Source organism: Chondrinema litorale (assembly GCF_026250525.1).
Lineage (GTDB): Bacteria > Bacteroidota > Bacteroidia > Cytophagales > Flammeovirgaceae > Chondrinema > Chondrinema litorale.
This window is the reverse complement of the sequence record NZ_CP111043.1, coordinates 77,339-94,194: the sequence shown is the minus strand read 5'-3', so window position 1 is coordinate 94,194 and position 16,856 is coordinate 77,339. Positions and strand designations below refer to the sequence as shown.

At 33.3% G+C, this 16,856-nt stretch carries 15 protein-coding genes; 9 read left to right on the top strand and 6 right to left on the bottom strand.

Annotation, left to right across the window (positions count from 1 at the left end; genetic code table 11):
- Window positions 1–10 precede the first annotated feature (10 nt).
- Window positions 11–580, top strand: coding sequence for a PH domain-containing protein (locus OQ292_RS41335; protein ID WP_489686924.1), 570 nt, complete (start codon window positions 11–13; stop codon window positions 578–580).
- A gap of 14 nt (window positions 581–594) precedes the next feature.
- Here the strand turns inward: OQ292_RS41335 and OQ292_RS00470 are convergent, their stop codons facing one another.
- Window positions 595–921 carry a nucleotide pyrophosphohydrolase gene (locus tag OQ292_RS00470; RefSeq protein WP_284684077.1) on the bottom strand — a complete coding sequence of 109 codons (327 nt, stop codon included), beginning with the start codon at window positions 919–921 and terminating at the stop codon, window positions 595–597.
- A gap of 8 nt (window positions 922–929) precedes the next feature.
- Entirely contained in the window at window positions 930–1,382 is a 453-nt protein-coding gene (dtd, locus tag OQ292_RS00465) for a D-aminoacyl-tRNA deacylase (RefSeq protein ID WP_284684076.1), read from the bottom strand.
- A 138-nt stretch (window positions 1,383–1,520) separates the two neighbouring features.
- Between dtd and fumC the strand changes: the two genes are divergently transcribed.
- The 4 genes from fumC to OQ292_RS00445 all read left to right on the top strand — a co-directional run bounded on the left by fumC (window position 1,521) and on the right by OQ292_RS00445 (window position 5,101).
- A complete protein-coding gene (gene fumC / locus OQ292_RS00460; RefSeq protein WP_284684075.1) occupies window positions 1,521–2,912 on the top strand; it encodes a class II fumarate hydratase in 1,392 nt (463 codons plus the stop codon).
- A gap of 513 nt (window positions 2,913–3,425) precedes the next feature.
- Window positions 3,426–3,578 (top strand): hypothetical protein, encoded by a 153-nt coding sequence (locus tag OQ292_RS00455; RefSeq protein WP_284684074.1) that lies wholly within the window; start codon window positions 3,426–3,428, stop codon window positions 3,576–3,578.
- A 39-nt stretch (window positions 3,579–3,617) separates the two neighbouring features.
- On the top strand, window positions 3,618–3,863 hold the full coding sequence (locus tag OQ292_RS00450) for a hypothetical protein (RefSeq protein ID WP_284684073.1): 246 nt from the start codon (window positions 3,618–3,620) through the stop codon (window positions 3,861–3,863).
- A gap of 728 nt (window positions 3,864–4,591) precedes the next feature.
- The gene (locus OQ292_RS00445) at window positions 4,592–5,101 is read left to right on the top strand and encodes a GNAT family N-acetyltransferase (protein ID WP_284684072.1); all 510 of its coding nucleotides are present in this window, start codon (window positions 4,592–4,594) and stop codon (window positions 5,099–5,101) included.
- 57 nt (window positions 5,102–5,158) lie between these two features.
- Here the strand turns inward: OQ292_RS00445 and OQ292_RS00440 are convergent, their stop codons facing one another.
- The 3 genes from OQ292_RS00440 to OQ292_RS00430 all read right to left on the bottom strand — a co-directional run bounded on the left by OQ292_RS00440 (window position 5,159) and on the right by OQ292_RS00430 (window position 9,678).
- Window positions 5,159–7,366, bottom strand: coding sequence for a M28 family metallopeptidase (locus OQ292_RS00440; RefSeq protein WP_284684071.1), 2,208 nt, complete (start codon window positions 7,364–7,366; stop codon window positions 5,159–5,161).
- A gap of 113 nt (window positions 7,367–7,479) precedes the next feature.
- The gene (locus OQ292_RS00435; RefSeq protein WP_284684070.1) at window positions 7,480–8,268 is read right to left on the bottom strand and encodes a carboxylesterase family protein; all 789 of its coding nucleotides are present in this window, start codon (window positions 8,266–8,268) and stop codon (window positions 7,480–7,482) included.
- Between the two features lie 162 nt (window positions 8,269–8,430).
- Window positions 8,431–9,678: an aminotransferase class I/II-fold pyridoxal phosphate-dependent enzyme gene (locus OQ292_RS00430; RefSeq protein ID WP_284684069.1), complete on the bottom strand. Its 1,248-nt coding sequence runs from the start codon at window positions 9,676–9,678 to the stop codon at window positions 8,431–8,433.
- Window positions 9,679–9,874: 196 nt separating this feature from the next.
- On the opposite strand from OQ292_RS00430, the gene ppk1 reads away from it, so the two are divergent.
- From ppk1 to gyrB, 4 genes are all read left to right on the top strand, one after another.
- On the top strand, window positions 9,875–11,950 hold the full coding sequence (gene ppk1 / locus OQ292_RS00425; RefSeq protein ID WP_284684068.1) for a polyphosphate kinase 1: 2,076 nt from the start codon (window positions 9,875–9,877) through the stop codon (window positions 11,948–11,950).
- Between the two features lie 282 nt (window positions 11,951–12,232).
- Complete coding sequence (gene xseA, locus OQ292_RS00420) at window positions 12,233–13,465, top strand: exodeoxyribonuclease VII large subunit (RefSeq protein WP_284684067.1); 1,233 nt, start codon at window positions 12,233–12,235, stop codon at window positions 13,463–13,465.
- A complete protein-coding gene (xseB, locus tag OQ292_RS00415) occupies window positions 13,446–13,652 on the top strand; it encodes an exodeoxyribonuclease VII small subunit (protein ID WP_284684066.1) in 207 nt (68 codons plus the stop codon). The genes xseA and xseB overlap by 20 nt, the downstream gene beginning before the upstream one ends.
- A gap of 177 nt (window positions 13,653–13,829) precedes the next feature.
- The gene (gene gyrB / locus OQ292_RS00410) at window positions 13,830–15,773 is read left to right on the top strand and encodes a DNA topoisomerase (ATP-hydrolyzing) subunit B (protein WP_284684065.1); all 1,944 of its coding nucleotides are present in this window, start codon (window positions 13,830–13,832) and stop codon (window positions 15,771–15,773) included.
- Between the two features lie 62 nt (window positions 15,774–15,835).
- On the opposite strand, the gene OQ292_RS00405 is transcribed toward gyrB, so the two are convergent.
- The gene (locus OQ292_RS00405) at window positions 15,836–16,657 is read right to left on the bottom strand and encodes a hypothetical protein (RefSeq protein ID WP_284684064.1); all 822 of its coding nucleotides are present in this window, start codon (window positions 16,655–16,657) and stop codon (window positions 15,836–15,838) included.
- Window positions 16,658–16,856: the final 199 nt, after the last annotated feature.

Below are 16,856 nucleotides of genomic sequence, written 5' to 3'. Positions count from 1 at the left end.
TTTACATCATATGAACAAGTATGACCCATATAATACAGGTAAAAAATACTCTTTAAGAATAAAAAAAGAATTTAATATCTTAAAGCTTAATGTGCTATTTTTTATTCTTTTAGCATGTTGTTTTTTCCTCATTATATCATTTCAAACTCTTTCTTCATTTCAACAAGAATATGATGTATTTGATATTAGATTCAAAGGGTATTTGTATTTGCTTATAATTATCATTTTAATCATTCTTTTTGTATTGAATTCCATTATGATTTTTCAATATGTAAAAAATGACTTTCTCAGAACTTTATACTTATATCCTGCTAAAAATATAATTAGAGTTTTAAGAAGAGAATCAGAAGAGTTTAGTTTCCATTTTTCAGATATAGAATCAGTTACACTTAAAGTTTTGGGTAGATCCTATGTTTATAAAAGTGATGGATACTGTATTTTCAAACTCAATACAGGCGAAACACTCATAATTACTTCAGCTTTAATTAGTATGGAAGAATTAAATCAGTTTTTACGAGTCGGAAGTCAGAAAAAAAAATATAAAAGAGTTGGTCTTTTTGCTTTTCTTCCTTTTAAGTAAACCATCAAACTCCATTACTTCAACTTCTCATTATTTTTGTGGCGATCTTTATCGCGGATGCTTTTTTTTTCTAGATTTTTTTCAAGAGCTTCTGTTAAGTCTATTCCAGTTTGGTTGGCAAGACAGATGAGCACAAATAAAACATCCGCCATTTCATCTGGGAGGTTTACAGATTCATCAGATTTCTTAAAGGATTGCTCACCGTATTTTCTGGCCATAATTCTGGCCACTTCGCCCACTTCTTCCATTAAGATTGCCGTATTGGTCAACTCATTAAAATATCGCACGCCGGTGGTGTTAATCCATTTGTCTACTACTTCTTGTGCTTCTTTAATCGTCATGTTCTTGCTTATTTTTTGTTTTTAGTATCAATAATAATTGTAACAGGTCCATCATTTACAAGGCTTACTTGCATCATTGCACCAAACTCGCCAGTTTGTAAATGTTTTCCGGTTTTTTGTTCTAAGGCTTTAATCATTTTTTCGTAAAGCGGAATGGCAACATCTGGTTTAGCAGCCTCATTGTAGCCGGGTCTGTTCCCTTTTTTTGTACTGGCATGAAGTGTGAATTGGCTTACAAGTAAAATATCTCCATCAACATCACCGAGAGCAAGGTTCATTTTATCATCTTCATCAGAAAAAACACGCATATTGGCTATTTTCCCGCTTAACCATTCTATATCTTCATCGGTATCGTCGTGGGTAATACCTAGCAAAACCATAAAACCTTGATTGATCTGGCCTTTTATCTTATTATCAATACTTACTGAAGCTTCAGTTACTCTTTGGATTACTGCAATCAATGTGGATAGCTATTTTAGGTTAAAGAAAACTAGTTTGTACAAAAGTATTTAAGATTGATGAATATCAGTTTTAAAAGTGGATTATTCATTAAATTTGTCGTGAGAATAAATTCGATCAACTAAATAGTAAACACAGAAATGGATTATAGAATTGAAAAAGATACCATGGGCGAGGTTCAGGTGCCTGCGGAGAAGTATTGGGGAGCTCAGACTCAACGTTCCATACAAAACTTTAAAATAGGTGGCCACACAATGCCATTGGAAATTATAAAAGCATTTGCACATCTTAAAAAAGCAGCAGCATTAACTAACAACGATTTAGGAGTGCTAGGAGATGAAACCGCTGAAATTATCGGAAAGGTGTGTGATGAAATCTTAAAAGGAGAGCTTGACGATCAATTTCCATTGGTAGTTTGGCAAACTGGTTCTGGTACACAATCTAACATGAACGTGAACGAAGTTGTGGCTAACAGAGCGCATGTTTTAAATGGTGGTAGCTTAACTGATGCTAAAAAATCTGTTCACCCAAATGATGATGTAAACAAATCGCAGTCTTCAAACGATACTTTCCCAACTGCTATGCATATTGCTTGCTATACTTCTATAGTTGAGGAAACTCTACCAAAAGTTGAAAAGTTAAAAGCCACTCTTGATGCAAAAGCGAAAGAATTTGCTGATGTAGTTAAAATTGGTAGAACTCATTTTATGGATGCAACTCCACTAACTTTAGGTATGGAGTTTAGCGGTTATGCTTCGCAATTAGCGCATGGCATAAAAGCAGTTAAAAATACTTTAGCTCACCTTTCTGAATTGGCACTTGGTGGTACTGCTGTAGGTACTGGTTTAAATGCGCCAAAAGGTTATGCAGAAAAAGTGGCAGCTAAAATTGCTCAACTTACGGGTCATCCATTCGTAACTGCCGAAAATAAATTTGAAGCACTTGCTGCTCACGATGCTTTAGTTGAAACTTCTGGAGCATTAAAGCAATTAGCAGTTAGCTTAATGAAAATCGGTAATGATATTAGAATGCTTTCATCTGGACCAAGATCTGGTATCGGTGAAATTATTATCCCATCTAACGAGCCAGGTTCTTCAATTATGCCGGGTAAAGTAAACCCAACTCAGTGTGAAGCATTAACAATGGTTTGTGCTCAAGTAATGGGATTAGATACAGCGGTTTCAATAGGAGGGGCAACTGGCCATTTCGAGTTGAACGTATTTAAGCCAATGATGGCATTTAACGTGTTAACTTCTGCAAGATTAATTGGCGATGCTTGTGAGTCATTTAATGAACATTGTGCTGTAGGAATTGAGCCAAATAGTAAAAGAATTAAAGAACATTTAGATAATTCTTTAATGTTGGTAACTGCATTAAATACACACATCGGTTACGATAAGGCTGCAAAAATTGCTAAGAAAGCACACATAGACGGAACTACATTGAGAGAAGCTGCTCTTGAACTTGGATTGCTAACTAATGAGCAATTTGACGAGTGGGTAGTGCCTAGTAAGATGATAGGCAATCTATGATAACAACGAATTAACGTTAATATTTTCAAAAACTGCAAAATTTATTTTGCAGTTTTTTTTTACCTAATTTATATTAGCCCTATAATTTCAATTATGCTTTAAAATATTACTTATCTAATGTAATCTTTTTTGGTTATAGCATAGCTTGAAGTGGGTACAAGGGTATAAAATTTACTATCGCAAGAAATATGTAAGTTTTATTAAAAAAATTATGAAAAAAGTTTGAATATTAACATCTATTAACTTACCTTTACTTCAAGAAATAACAATAGTAATCAACACTATTAGGAAAAGATATTTCACAGGTATCCCTCAGAGTTTTTTAATCAAATATTTAATTATGGTTTAGGTAAATTGCCTTAATCATAACATGTCTAAAATATGAAATCACTACTATCAATAGTCGTGCTGAGGGATACCTATATTCTATTTTAAAACTCTGTGAAGGATACCTGTATTATTAGTATTATTTTGATATAAACTTATTTTGTCCATATTTAACTGAAATCAGTCATGAAGAAATTTTTAGCTATAATCTCGCTTGTTGGTTTAATGTTCACTTTCGCTTGTGAAGATCCTAACGAAGATATCTACAAAGATTTAAGCAAACTTAAAAAAGAACAAGGTGGTAACGACCCAGACTACGATGCAAAGTCTGGATTATAATAAAAAGTCGTAATACCCTGTTAAACAGCAACTTAAGTCATGAAAAAAATCTTAATTATCATATCGCTTTTTGCTAGTTTCCTTTTCTCATTTACATTGTTGCAAGATGATGATAAGAAGAAAAAAGAAAATACAGAGGTGGTACCAGAAAAGAAAGATAAAGAATCAAATGAATTTCGATCTGAGATAGATGCGAGACTCAAAGAAATCGATAAATTAGATTTTTCTAAGATCGATGAGACTCCGGAAAATTCGGATTTCGATGCTCATGCAGAACTTGATTAGTCTAGAAAATATTGAAAATATTCCTGGCTCCAGTCTTGGGGAGTCAGGAATTACTTTGTGTATAACATAGCACACCCGTAATTTGATATCCTCCCCACATATTCTTTTAAGGAATATTATTTCTCCCTTATTTAATTAATCTCTGTTAAAATTTCTCATAATATTATGCCATATAAATGGCTTAAATATTAAATGTAACTTTTGCTTTAAAGATGTGATAAATACTTGTAAAGTGTAGGTTTTAATAATAAATTTTTGGGCTTAATAAAGTATTTTTCATTTTAAGTAACAGTAATTCAATCATATAAAGTCTTATTTCTTACTTTATATGAATACTTGTTAATCATTTTATGTGTAAAGATATTTTTGAGCACAAGAGATTTTAGTGCAGAGAATGTTGTTAACATGTAGCTGAACAAAAACAAACAATAAAAAAAATATATTGTTAAGTATTATATATCAGGAAATTATTTAAAACTCATTTTGTTAATTGGTAAGTATAAAGGTCTACTTTAATGCAGAAATTGATTTACTTTTTGCTTGTATTAAATAATTGATACCTTTGTACTAACACAAATTAAATACATATGCAAGCAGATCTCACTAATGTACTAATTATATAGTGGGATTTTTTTTTAGGGGAAGTTATGTTAAACAAATAACTAAAAAGTTGAGATCGGGAAATCTAATCCCCGTTTTCAGGTCGAAACTTAAAAAATTCTAGATTAATGAATTTCCAAAAAGAAATTATTATCAGAAAAGGAACAAATAATGACATTAAATCGATGTATCAGTTAGTAGAAGAACTGGCGATACATCACAAGCATAATCCGGATTACATCAGTAATTCTCCGGAACAAATGCTTGCTGACGGTTTTGGCGAAAAGCCATTTTTTAGGTTTTTTGTTGCAGAAGACAATGGTGAAATTGTGGGTACGGCTATATATTATTTTACTTATTCTACTTGGAAGGGTAAAAGTTTGTACCTAGAAGATCTTATTATAACCAAATCACATAGAGGAAAAGGTATTGGTAAAATGTTTATGGAAGCATTATCAGACGAAGTGATTAAATGTGGTGCGCAGAAAATGAAATGGCAAGTTGCTGAAGATAATCATTCTGCGATTGGGTTTTACGAAAATATAGATGCAGAGCTAGATCCAGATTGGATAAATTGTGAATTAAGCAGAAAGCAAATTGTAAATTCTATGAAGGAAAAAGAGCTCGTAACGACTTAAAATATAGAATTATATAAATATTGTAAAGCCACTCTACTTAGAGTGGCTTTTTTAATTTTATTCACTTTGTAAGCTAGTTTTTATTTTATTTAGATGTTTGGTAAAATCATCTAAAACATCAGCTAAAATTTTGATTTGCTCTTCTGTTAAATCCCAGTCTCTTTGTTCGATTGCTTCTCTCACACCAGGTAAAGTTTTAACACCATAACCAGTATAGAAACCCGGAGCATATAAATGGTGCTTATACCAAGGTCTTATAGGTAAACCTGCTTCCTTTGTGAAGTGTCTCTCGCTTTGGTAAAGCATTTTGTCAAGCTCTTTACTTTCAGCTTTATTTTGGTCTAGCAAAGTTGAAACTGTTGAAGCTGTTACTTGTAATTTCTCTAACGAATTTTGTAGCGGAGCAAAGTTAAAATAAGGAACCTCATCCTTTACTTCTGGAATTATAAAAGTTTTCTTAGGGTCTGAATAAGCTTCGTAAATACCATCTGTAATCATTTTGTTTTCTTTTATAGTTGATTCACGTAGTTGGTCAGCTAGTTTCATCACCTCATCTGCATAAGTTGAAACTGTACTAGCCAGTTTGCTAAACTCAAATGGTAAATAATCTGCATTTGCAAAGCGTAATGTAGTTCTTCCGCCAGTTTGGCAAAGTGCTACTCCGTATTGAAAATCAGGGTCTTTAAATCTTACATAATGATCGAATGAATCGTAGATTGAATGGTATTCACCACCAGCATTTTCTCCACCATAGCCAATGTTTAAAGAGGCTATACCTAAGTGTTGTATAAAAGGAGAATAATCTGAACCTGAACCTAAAGCAGATAGCTTAAATTCTGAATAAGGTATTCCATTTACTTGCATATAAGCTTCTCTACGTTTTGCAACAGAAATCCCTTTTTGCGGATCAATTACATCTCTTGCAATCTCTCCAAAAAATTTTTCAAGTGTATGCGAACCACCTGCATATAAAAAACCTCTACCGTTTCCATCTGAGTTGATATATACAACTGCTTTATCTTTTAATTCATCTTGGTGGTCTTCTACCCATTCTGTTGAGCCAAGTAAACCAGGTTCTTCTGCATCCCAAGCACAAAAGATTAATGTTCTTTTTGGTTTCCATCCTTTTTTAGTAAGCTCAGAAATTGCTCTTGCTTCTTCCATTACGGCAACCATTCCACTTACTGGATCACTTGCTCCATTAACCCATGCATCATGGTGGTTTCCTCTAATAATCCATTCATCAGGAAATTCAGAACCTTTCATTTTAGCAATTACATTGTATGCCGGTTTTAAATCCCAGTTGAATTTCAATTTTAAGTGAACAGTAGCCGGTCCCGGTCCTGCATGGTAGGTAATAGGCAAGGCACCTTTCCAGCTATCTGGAATTACAGGGCCACCCATAGCTGCTAAAAGTGGTTCGGCATCTTTATAAGAAATAGGCAAAACAGGAATCGTTAATAGAGTAGGAGCTTCTTCCATTGCAATTCTTTTTGCATCTTTGGTTGCTCCATAGCCAGGGGTTAGAGGATCTCCTGGGTAAAGCGGCATATCTAATACAGAACCTCTTTGTGCGCCATATTCATTTTTAAATGGTCCTTTCGGATAAACATCTCCTCTAAAATAACCATCGTCTTTTGGGTCTGAGTAAATAATACAACCAATAGCACCATTCTCAGCAGCAACTTTTGGTTTTATACCTCTCCAAGAACCTCCGTACTTAGCAATTACGATTTTTCCTTTTACATCAATTCCAAGTTTCTTCAACTCTTCGTAATCAGAAGGAATGCCGTAGTTTACAAATACCAACTCTCCGGTTACATCGCCATCTGCAGAGAAGCAATTGTAAACGGGCAGTTGTAATTTTTGTAAGGATGAAGTAGCGTCTTCTTTTAATGCTGGTTCACGTAATCCTGCTTTGTATTTAGTTGGATAAGTTAATTCGAGTACTCTTTCGGCAGGTGTTGGAAATAATACTTGATACTCTTCAATTTCAGTATCATAACCCCATTCTTTAAATTTTGCAGCCATAAAATCTGCATTCTTTTTACCGTAAGGTGAGCCCACATGGTGCGGTTCATCTGTGAGGATTTTCATCCATTCTCTGAGGTTTTCAGCTTTTAAATAGCTATCAAACTCTTTTTCGAGTTCGAATTCTTTGTTGGTGTTTTCTGTAGTAAAGCCGGTTAGCGTTTTGTCTTGTGCAAAAACTGCAATACTGGCAAGCAGCAATGCTGCGATTGTTGCAGATAATTTTACCTTCATAAATGTGGTTTTAATAATTTAAATAATCAGCGACAAGTTATAACAAGTTGCTATTTTTATGAAGATAAAGACAAAAAAAAGAGGCTCATTTGAACCTCTTTTCATATTTTTTATTAAAGTTTTTTCTTGAATAACCAAGGGAAAAGTTTTTCTTCAGAAAAGGCTTTATCCCAAGAATTGTGTCCGGTTGCTGTGTATTCTGTATAACGAGGTTTTGCACCTAAAACATCAAGTGTATTTACCATTACCCGAGCATTGTCTACTGGAACTACATTGTCGTCTTCTCCATGAAAAATCCAGATAGGGGTATCTACCAAAGCACCTGCTTTTCTAATGTCTGTAAAACTGCAAACAACTACTGCCGCAGCAAAGGTGTCTGAATTTCTAAGTAAAAGATCATATACGCCTTGGCCGCCCATAGAGAGTCCTGTTACATACAGCCTTTTTTCATCAATATTATAAGATTCTTGTGTGGACTGTATGAGTTCCATAAGCAGCTTCATCGTTTCAGAAGGTTCTTCACTTAGAAAATATTTTTCAGTAATATCTCCTTCGTGGTGTAAAGACCATCTGTCGTTTTCTGGGCATTGAGGTGCTAAAACAAATGCAGGGTATTTTTCTCTAATTTCCTCATCTAAAAAAACACTTGCTGCATTTTTAAGCTGTGAGGAATTATCTTCGCCTCTTTCTCCTGAACCATGTAAAAATATCACCAAAGGATATTTTTTGTCGGCGTCATATTCTAATGGTTTAAGTAAGCGATAGGGTAGAATTCCTCCATTTTCAGAAGTAAAACTGTCAGTTTCAAATGCATCAAAATAAGTAGCGTCTTGTGCATAAACTGAAAAATGAACTAAGATTAAACTGACTAAAAAACTAAATAGCGTAGTAGAGTTTTTCATAAGCGACGTGTATTTTGAGTGAAAAATATGCGTAAGGATGAGTCTTGTTGCTAGTTTAATCTGATGGCTTACTAAAAATACATATTTCAGATAAAATAAAAAAACCTGCCCTGTGCATTACACAGAGCAGGTCTCTAATTAATTTATAATGTTAGAATTTACTTAGAACTGCATTGGTTGTAGTTCTGTATTTGCGTAAACTCCACTTTGTAATTTGTCTTTCACTTGCTCGAAAGCATTAATTGTTTCCTGTACATCTTCTAATGAGTGAGATGCAGTTGGGATAATTCTCAACATAATCACATCTTTAGGAACTACTGGGTAAACAACTACAGAGCAGAAAATATGGAATTTCTCTCTTAGGTCGATAATTAAGTGAGCTGCTTCGTTTGGTCCGCCACTTAAAATTACAGGAGTTACCGGAGATTGAGTTTGTCCTAAATTGAAGCCTCTTTCTCTTAATCCTGATTGTAATGCGTTTACTACTGCCCACAACTTATCTTTTTGCTCAGGGCTATTTCTCAACATCTCAAGCCTTTTCATGTTTCCAACTACTAGAGAAGAAGGAAGCGTTTTAGCGAAAATTTGAGAACGCATGTTATATCTTAAGTAATCGATCACATTTTCTTTACTAGAAATAAATGCGCCAATGCTTGCCATAGATTTTGCAAAAGTAGAGAAGTATACGTCGATTTCGTCTTGTACACCTTGCTCTTCGCCAGTACCAGCACCAGTTTTACCCATTGTACCGAAACCGTGAGCGTCGTCTACCATTAATCTAAATTGGAATTTTTTCTTTAATTCAACGATACCTTTTAGGTCTCCTTGATCGCCCAACATTCCAAAAACACCTTCTGTAATAACTAATATAGAACCACCAGTTTCTTCAACTAATTTAGTAGCTCTTGAAAGTTGTTTCTCACAGTTTTCAATATCATTATGAGGGAAAACAAATCTTTTACCCAAGTGCATTCTCAAACCATCAATAATACAAGCATGGCAATCTGAGTCGTAAACTACTACATCTTTTCTATCTAGCAAAGCATCGATAGCAGACATAATACCCTGATAACCAAAGTTTAATACTACTGTATCTTCTTTCCCTACAAATTCACTTATTTGAGATTCAAACTCTTCTATTAGATTTGAGTTACCAGACATCATTCTAGAACCCATCGGATATGCCAATCCATATTTTTCAGCAGCTTCAGCATCAGACTTTCTAATTTCGGGATGGTTGGCTAATCCCAGATAGTTGTTAAGGCTCCATGTAAGAACTTCTTTGCCTCTAAATTGCATTCTTGGTGCAATCTCACCTTCTAATTTAGGGAATGCAAAATATCCATGAGCCAATTGTGCGTATTGACCTAGAGGCCCCCTGTCAAGTTGTATTTTTTCGAATAAATCCATTTATCCTAATGTTAATTTTCTAATATTAGATTTTGATATGCAAAGTTAAACCTATTTTGACATCCTCAAAACCAAGTTAGTTAGGCTAAACTAAGTATCATTTCATATTTAGTTTACTATTTAGTCATAAAAAGTTTATTCATTTTTGTGACACTATTAATTATAATTGGTTTATCTAATAAAATTTTTTTTGGGAATGATAAATGAGGAAAGTACATCAGTAATGGATGCAACCAGTTATTTTAACCGTGACTTAAGTTGGTTAAGTTTTAATAAGAGATTATTAATTGAGGCATTAGACCGCAGAGTTCCATTATATGAGAGAATTAAGTTTTTAGCAATTTATTCATCTAATCTAGACGAATTTTTTAGAGTTAGAGTAGCTGCTATACAGAGTTTAGGTGAAATAAATAAAAAGAAGATAAATAAGAATCTAGGCTTTGAACCAAAGGAACTTTTACAGTTAATACATAAAGAGGTAGACCAACAGCAACAAGAGTTTGGTAGAATTTTTAGAGAAGAGCTAATTCCTGCACTGTCAGAAAAAAGCATAATTCTATATGATGATGCTCCAACATCTGAAATTCATAAGAAATATATAACCAGTTTTTTTAGAAGTAAAGTGTTGGCTTATTTACAGCCTGTTTTACTTAAACCAGAAAATAAAACTCCATTTCTCGAAAACAGGTGTTTATATTTTATAGTAGAACTTTGTAGAGAAGATACTCCAGAAGAAGTGCAATATGGTTTGATCAATATTCCATCTAACGATCTCGATAGGTTTCTGCAATTACCAGAACTTAATGGAAAGCAGTATTTTATATTTCTTGATGATGTAATTAAAATGAACCTGAAAACGGTATTTCCCGGTTTCAAAGTAAAAAATTCTTACAGCATTAAAATAAATAGAGATGCAGATTTACAAATCGAAGATGAATATGAAGGCGATTTAATAGAAAAAATAAGCAAGCACTTATCTAAAAGAAATATAGGGCCACCAAGTAGATTTTTATACGATAGCACTATGCCCGAAAATATTCTCTCTTTTTTAACGAGTGCATTAAATATAGAAAATGAGGAAATTGTATCTGGTGGAAAATATCATAATTTCTATGATTTCTTCGCTTTGCCTAATCCTTTAAAACCTGCTTTACAAGAGAAGAGATATTTGCCTTTAGAGCATCAAAAATTTGAGCAATACGATTCTTTTTTTGATGCTATGGATACAGAAGATTTAATTTTCCATTTCCCTTATCAGTCTTACGATAATGTTTTAAGGTTTTTTAATGAGTCTGCCATCGATCCTTATGTGGAGGAAATTAAAGTAACCGTATACCGAATTGCATCTAATTCACTTATTGCAAATGCTCTAATTAGTGCAGCTAAAAATGGCAAAAAGGTAAGTGTATTTGTAGAGGTTAAGGCTCGCTTTGATGAAGCAAATAATTTGCGTTGGGCAGCAGAAATGGAGAAGGCTGGTGTAGAAATCTACTTTAGTATTCCGGGTTTAAAAGTGCATGCAAAAATTGCTTTGGTTACCAGAATAAAAGATGGCATTAAAAAGCGCTATGCGTTTTATGGTACGGGTAATTTTAATGAGAAAACGGCTACTATTTATGCCGATCATGGGCTGTTTTCTGCTAATGAAGAAATGAATTTGGAATTGAAATCAGTTTTCAGGTTTTTGGGTAAAAGAAACGATACACCAGAGCTAAAGCATTTGTTAGTAGCTCAAGTAAATTTACAAGAGCGATTTATTGAAGCTATAGAAAATGAGATTGAAATTGCAAAGAGCGGTAAAAAAGCATACATTCTAATTAAGCTCAATAATCTGGAAGACAAAGTGATGATTGATAAATTGTATGAAGCATCGCAAGCAGGAGTAGAAATAGATTTGATTATTAGAGGTATTTGTTGCTTAAGGCCTGGCTTAGTAGGTATTAGCGAGAATATAAAAATTAAAAGAATTGTAGATATGTATCTAGAGCATGCTAGGGCATTTTTATTCTATAATAATGGAAACAACGATTTGTATCTGGGTTCTTCCGATTGGATGAAAAGAAACTTGTATCGTAGAATAGAAGTTTGCTATCCTATTTATAATGATAAGATTAAAAAAGAGATTTTGCACATACTAGATTTACAATTAAATGATGATGCAAAAGCGGTGATGCTAAATGCTGATATGGATAATATTCGGTTAGAAGAAAAAACCGGATTAAGAGCACAAGTGGCCATTTACAATTGGCTAAAAGAAATAGGTAATAATTGATTTAGTAAATATTCAATCTAAATGCTTTAAAAACAGCCTGTTAGTTAAAATTAGCAGGCTGTTTTTATATAAAAAAACTAAGTTTTAGACCATCATATTTCAATAAAACCCACTAAAAAATCGAATTTAATAGGACAAAAAGTATCAATATTGTCATAATAAATTTATTCAGTTACAACTAATTGATTATCAAATACAAAGACTCGTCTTTTTGCTTCGGCTATAATTCGTTTTTATTAATAAATTTAGCTATATTGCGAAGTCAATTATCACACTTTCGGATTGAAGTATTTTACCCTTTTACAACTCAATAAAAGTATACAAAAACTGATTCACGGAATTCAGAAAGATTTCTGGATTACTGCTGAGTTAGCACAGTTTCAATTGCGAGAGCATGCCTATCTAGAATTTGTTCAAAAAGATGAAAACAGAATAGTTGCAAAAGCAAGAGGGCTCATTTGGGCAGATACTTTTGAAAAACTATATGAAAGTTTGGGTGATGGCATTTTTGAAATTTTAAAAGAAGGTTCTGAAGTTTTAGTACAGGTTCGAGTAACTTACCATGAGGTACACGGCATATCGCTAATGGTACTTGATCTGGATGAAAAATTTACTATAGGTTCACTCGAATTAAAAAGGAGAGAGACGCTTGAGAAGTTGGAAAAAGAGCAATTGCTAGCTTTACAAAAGCAAATAAATTTAGCTGTTGTACCGCAAAGGCTCGCAATTATTTCTTCTAAAGAAGCTGCTGGTTTTACAGATTTTATGAATCAGCTAGAAAACAACTCTTGGAATTTTATTTTTCATACTACAATATTTGAAGCTGGTGTACAAGGGCAAAGAGCTGTATCAGAAATAATAAATCAACTTAATAAAATTAATTTAAAGGATTTTGATGCAGTAATAATCATACGTGGAGGAGGTTCGAGGCTAGACTTAGAGGCATTTAATGATTATGAACTTGCCAAGGCAATTGCAGTACACAAATTACCAGTGTTGACAGGTATTGGCCATCAAAGAGACGAGTCTGTTTGTGATATTGTGGCAAATGCAGCACTAAAAACGCCAACCGCTGTAGCTGAGTTTTTAATTCAGCGTGCACTTACTTATTGGAATGAAATTGCCACGTTTTATCAAGAAATTACTCAGTTAACTTCTAATAAATTGAGCAATGAAAAAAGTTTTTTGAAAGATCTAAAAAATGATATTTCAAGACTTGGAAATAAAACACTGCAACAGAAACAAAGAGGTATTGCTGGTTTAGAGCTAGAGATAAGTAAGGAATTAAAATACCGTTTAAAAAGCGAGAATCAGAAATTAGAATCTTTAGAAAGACAAGTGATTCAACTTGATCCACAAAATTTATTAAATCGAGGATATAGTATCACCTTAAAAAATAATAAACCTGTAATTAATGGTGATGAGGTGCAGGTAGGAGATGAGATAGAAAGTGTTTTGAAAGATGGAAAGATAATTAGTAAAGTATTAGCTACAAATGGAAAAAAACGAAACTAACATAAATTATGAAGAGGCTTTGGCAGAGCTAGAAGAAATAAGAGATGCCTTAGAAGATGATCTTGTTTCTGTAGACGATCTGTCAGAGAAAGTGAAAAGAGCTTATTGGCTCATTTCTTATTGCAAAGGAAGATTAATTAAAACAGAAGAAGATTTAACGTCATTATTACAAAATGATGAAGCTTAATTAAATATTTTATATATAAAATTTAGATATTTTTTTAATCAATTTATTTAAAAAGTAGTATTTATAATGTGTTGTAGCTTTTTTTTCGATACAATCACTCAGATAAATACAAACTGGCTTTTTTTACTTTTACAATTTCGGGATTAATTGTATTTTTACGCCCTTAACATTTAAGCAATGGAGAAGAAACAAAACTATTCAGCTGGTAATATTCAGATTCTTGAAGGACTGGAAGCAGTAAGGAAGAGACCAGCAATGTATATTGGAGACATTGGTATTAAAGGCTTGCACCATTTAATTTGGGAGGTTGTAGATAACTCCATTGACGAGGCGATGGCTGGCTATTGTGATACAATTACCGTTCAGGTTCACGAAGATAACTCAATTGAGGTTTCTGATAATGGTAGAGGTATTCCAACTGATTTACACCCTAAAGAAAATAAGTCTGCACTTGAAGTTGTAATGACAGTATTACACGCAGGTGGTAAATTCGATAAAGATACATATAAAGTATCTGGTGGTTTGCACGGTGTGGGTGTATCTTGTGTGAATGCTTTATCAGCAAAACTTGAGGCAACTGTACATCGTGAAGGGTCTGTTTATCAACAAGAATATAATATTGGGGTACCTCAATATGATGTAAAAAAGATTGGTGAAACTGAGAAACATGGTACTACAGTACATTTCTGGCCAGATACAAGCATTTTTACTGAAAAGGTTTACAATTACGAAACTATTAGTAACAGATTAAGAGAACTAGCTTTCCTTAATAGAGGTATTACTATAAACCTTGTAGACCACAGGCATAAAGAAGAAGATGGTTCTTCTAAGGGTGAATCTTTCTTATCTGAAGGTGGTCTTAAAGAATTTGCACTTTATCTTGACGAAACCAGACAAAAATTATTAGAGGAGCCTATCTACATGGAAGGCGAAAAGTCTAATATTCAGGTACAAGTAGCAATGTTGTATAACAACTCATATACTGAGAATGTACATTCTTATGTAAACAACATTAATACACACGAAGGTGGTACACACGTAGCAGGTTTCCGTAGAGCACTTACAAGAACTTTAAAAGGTTACGCAGAGAAATCTGGTATGCTCGATAAAGTGAAAGTTGATATTGCTGGTGATGATTTTAGAGAAGGTTTAACAGCGATTGTTTCTGTAAAAGTACCAGAACCACAGTTCGAGGGACAGACAAAAACAAAATTAGGTAACAGTGATGCAATGGGTGCTGTGGATACAGCAGTAAGTGATACGCTTGCTACATATCTTGAGGAACATCCACAAGTTGCTAAAACCATTGTACAAAAAGTAATACTTGCTGCTCAGGCCAGATATGCTGCCAGAAAAGCAAGAGAAATGGTACAGAGAAAGAACGTTTTAGGTGGTGGAGGTTTACCTGGTAAGCTATCTGACTGTTCTGAAAGTGATCCGGCAGTTTGTGAAGTATACCTAGTGGAGGGTGACTCTGCGGGTGGTTCTGCAAAGCAAGGTAGAGATAGAAATTTTCAGGCTATTTTACCTTTAAGAGGTAAAATTCTGAATGTTGAAAAAGCGCAGGAACACAAAATTTATGATAATGATGAAATAAAAAATATGATTACTGCGCTAGGTGTTTCTTTTGGGACACAAGATGATGAAAAAGCGCTTAATCTTGAGAAGCTTCGCTATCATAAGATAATAATCATGACGGATGCTGATGTGGATGGTAGCCACATTAGAACTCTAATTTTAACATTCTTCTTCCGTTATATGAAAGCATTAATTGAGCAAGGTTATGTATATATCGCACAACCACCTTTGTATCAATTAAAAAAAGGTAAAACAGTAAGATATTGCTGGACTGAGCAAGAGAGAGAGCAAAATATTAGAGATATGGCTGTAGAAGGCAAAGAAGGTTCAGTAAACGTACAGCGTTACAAAGGTCTTGGTGAGATGAACCCTGAACAACTTTGGGAAACTACCATGGATCCAGAATTTAGAAGTTTAAAAAGAGTAGATATTGAATCTGCTGCTGCTGCGGATCATTTATTCTCAATGTTGATGGGTGACGAAGTTGCTCCACGTAGAGAGTTTATCGAGAAAAATGCTAAATATGCAAATGTTGATATTTAATTTGTGAAAATTGATATAAGAAAAAAGCCTCTTTTTAAAGAGGCTTTTTTTTATGGCAAAATTTAAGAAATACTATTGTTAACTTGTTGATTTAAGCCCGAAGCAAACTGACTATAAACATGAAAGGTTTTTTTGTATTGATTTACTAACTCATCCAAATGTTCTTTTTTAACTTCAGTTTCTTCTAGCAAAAGTTTTTTCCTTTCTTCTTCTCTAAGTACTCCAGCATTTTTATCGGTATCCATTATTATAGAATACTTAATACACAGTTTTTCGAGTTTAAGCAATTTCTGCATTGTTAATTTCTCTAACAACTGAGTTTCTTTCTTTAAGACTTTACCCATATCAGAGAATTCTTTATCTAGTGCGATTACTGTTAAATTATCTAATGTTGCCCCGAAAGCTGTTCTGTAATTATTTAGATTTTTCTTAATCTCTTCGAAATAACTGGTATCCGCAGTAATTGATGGGAAATAGATGTTTTTCATGTAGTTAATCCACTGTGAGTATGCAGTGTTGAGCTCTAGCAGACCATCGAGCATAAAGGTATTTCTTGTAAAAAGGTTTCGATTGTAATTAGAAAGGTGAGATTTTAAATCTTCCATTTCTTTTATATGAGTATTCTTTGCTTGATTAGTTTCAGTTATCAAATCGTGTTTAAACTTCTCTAACTGCTTTGTAAAGTTCAGTTTTACACTTTCTACACTTTCATTTGTGGCCTTTATATCTGTAGCATAAGCTACTCTTTTGAGCTTAGAGCGAATGTTAAACAGGAGGATTAAACAAATAATTAAGAATAGAAATGAGAATATTGAAAATATAGCAGTATAGGTATTCAGGTTTTCCAGTATAGCTGAAAAACTTTGCACAGTATTATCTTCCATATCAGATGTCTGTTAGTTTCAGAATAAAATCTAAAGAATTTAAAAAATCTTGTGTTAAGATGAAAGATTTAAAAAAATACTTAAATAATATTAATAGAATTATAGCAATAGTTATCTAGTCTTAAACTGATTTGATAAGAAAAAGTTAATTAAATTAACTTTAGACTATAATTTTCAAATAAAAAAAAGAGGAGATAAA

Excerpts from the sequence above, each read along its gene's own strand:
- OQ292_RS00450 (WP_284684073.1), top strand. The coding sequence starts at position 3,618 with ATGAAAAAAATCTTAATTATCATATCGCTTTTTGCTAGTTTCCTTTTC.
- OQ292_RS00405 (WP_284684064.1), bottom strand. The coding sequence starts at position 16,657 with ATGGAAGATAATACTGTGCAAAGTTTTTCAGCTATACTGGAAAACCTG.
- OQ292_RS00430 (WP_284684069.1), bottom strand. The coding sequence starts at position 9,678 with ATGGATTTATTCGAAAAAATACAACTTGACAGGGGGCCTCTAGGTCAA.
- OQ292_RS00455 (WP_284684074.1), top strand. The coding sequence starts at position 3,426 with ATGAAGAAATTTTTAGCTATAATCTCGCTTGTTGGTTTAATGTTCACT.
- OQ292_RS00440 (WP_284684071.1), bottom strand. The coding sequence starts at position 7,366 with ATGAAGGTAAAATTATCTGCAACAATCGCAGCATTGCTGCTTGCCAGT.
- ppk1 (WP_284684068.1), top strand. The coding sequence starts at position 9,875 with ATGATAAATGAGGAAAGTACATCAGTAATGGATGCAACCAGTTATTTT.
- OQ292_RS00470 (WP_284684077.1), bottom strand. The coding sequence starts at position 921 with ATGACGATTAAAGAAGCACAAGAAGTAGTAGACAAATGGATTAACACC.
- OQ292_RS00435 (WP_284684070.1), bottom strand. The coding sequence starts at position 8,268 with ATGAAAAACTCTACTACGCTATTTAGTTTTTTAGTCAGTTTAATCTTA.
- OQ292_RS00445 (WP_284684072.1), top strand. The coding sequence starts at position 4,592 with ATGAATTTCCAAAAAGAAATTATTATCAGAAAAGGAACAAATAATGAC.
- fumC (WP_284684075.1), top strand. The coding sequence starts at position 1,521 with ATGGATTATAGAATTGAAAAAGATACCATGGGCGAGGTTCAGGTGCCT.
- gyrB (WP_284684065.1), top strand. The coding sequence starts at position 13,830 with ATGGAGAAGAAACAAAACTATTCAGCTGGTAATATTCAGATTCTTGAA.
- xseB (WP_284684066.1), top strand. The coding sequence starts at position 13,446 with ATGGAAAAAAACGAAACTAACATAAATTATGAAGAGGCTTTGGCAGAG.
- OQ292_RS41335 (WP_489686924.1), top strand. The coding sequence starts at position 11 with ATGAACAAGTATGACCCATATAATACAGGTAAAAAATACTCTTTAAGA.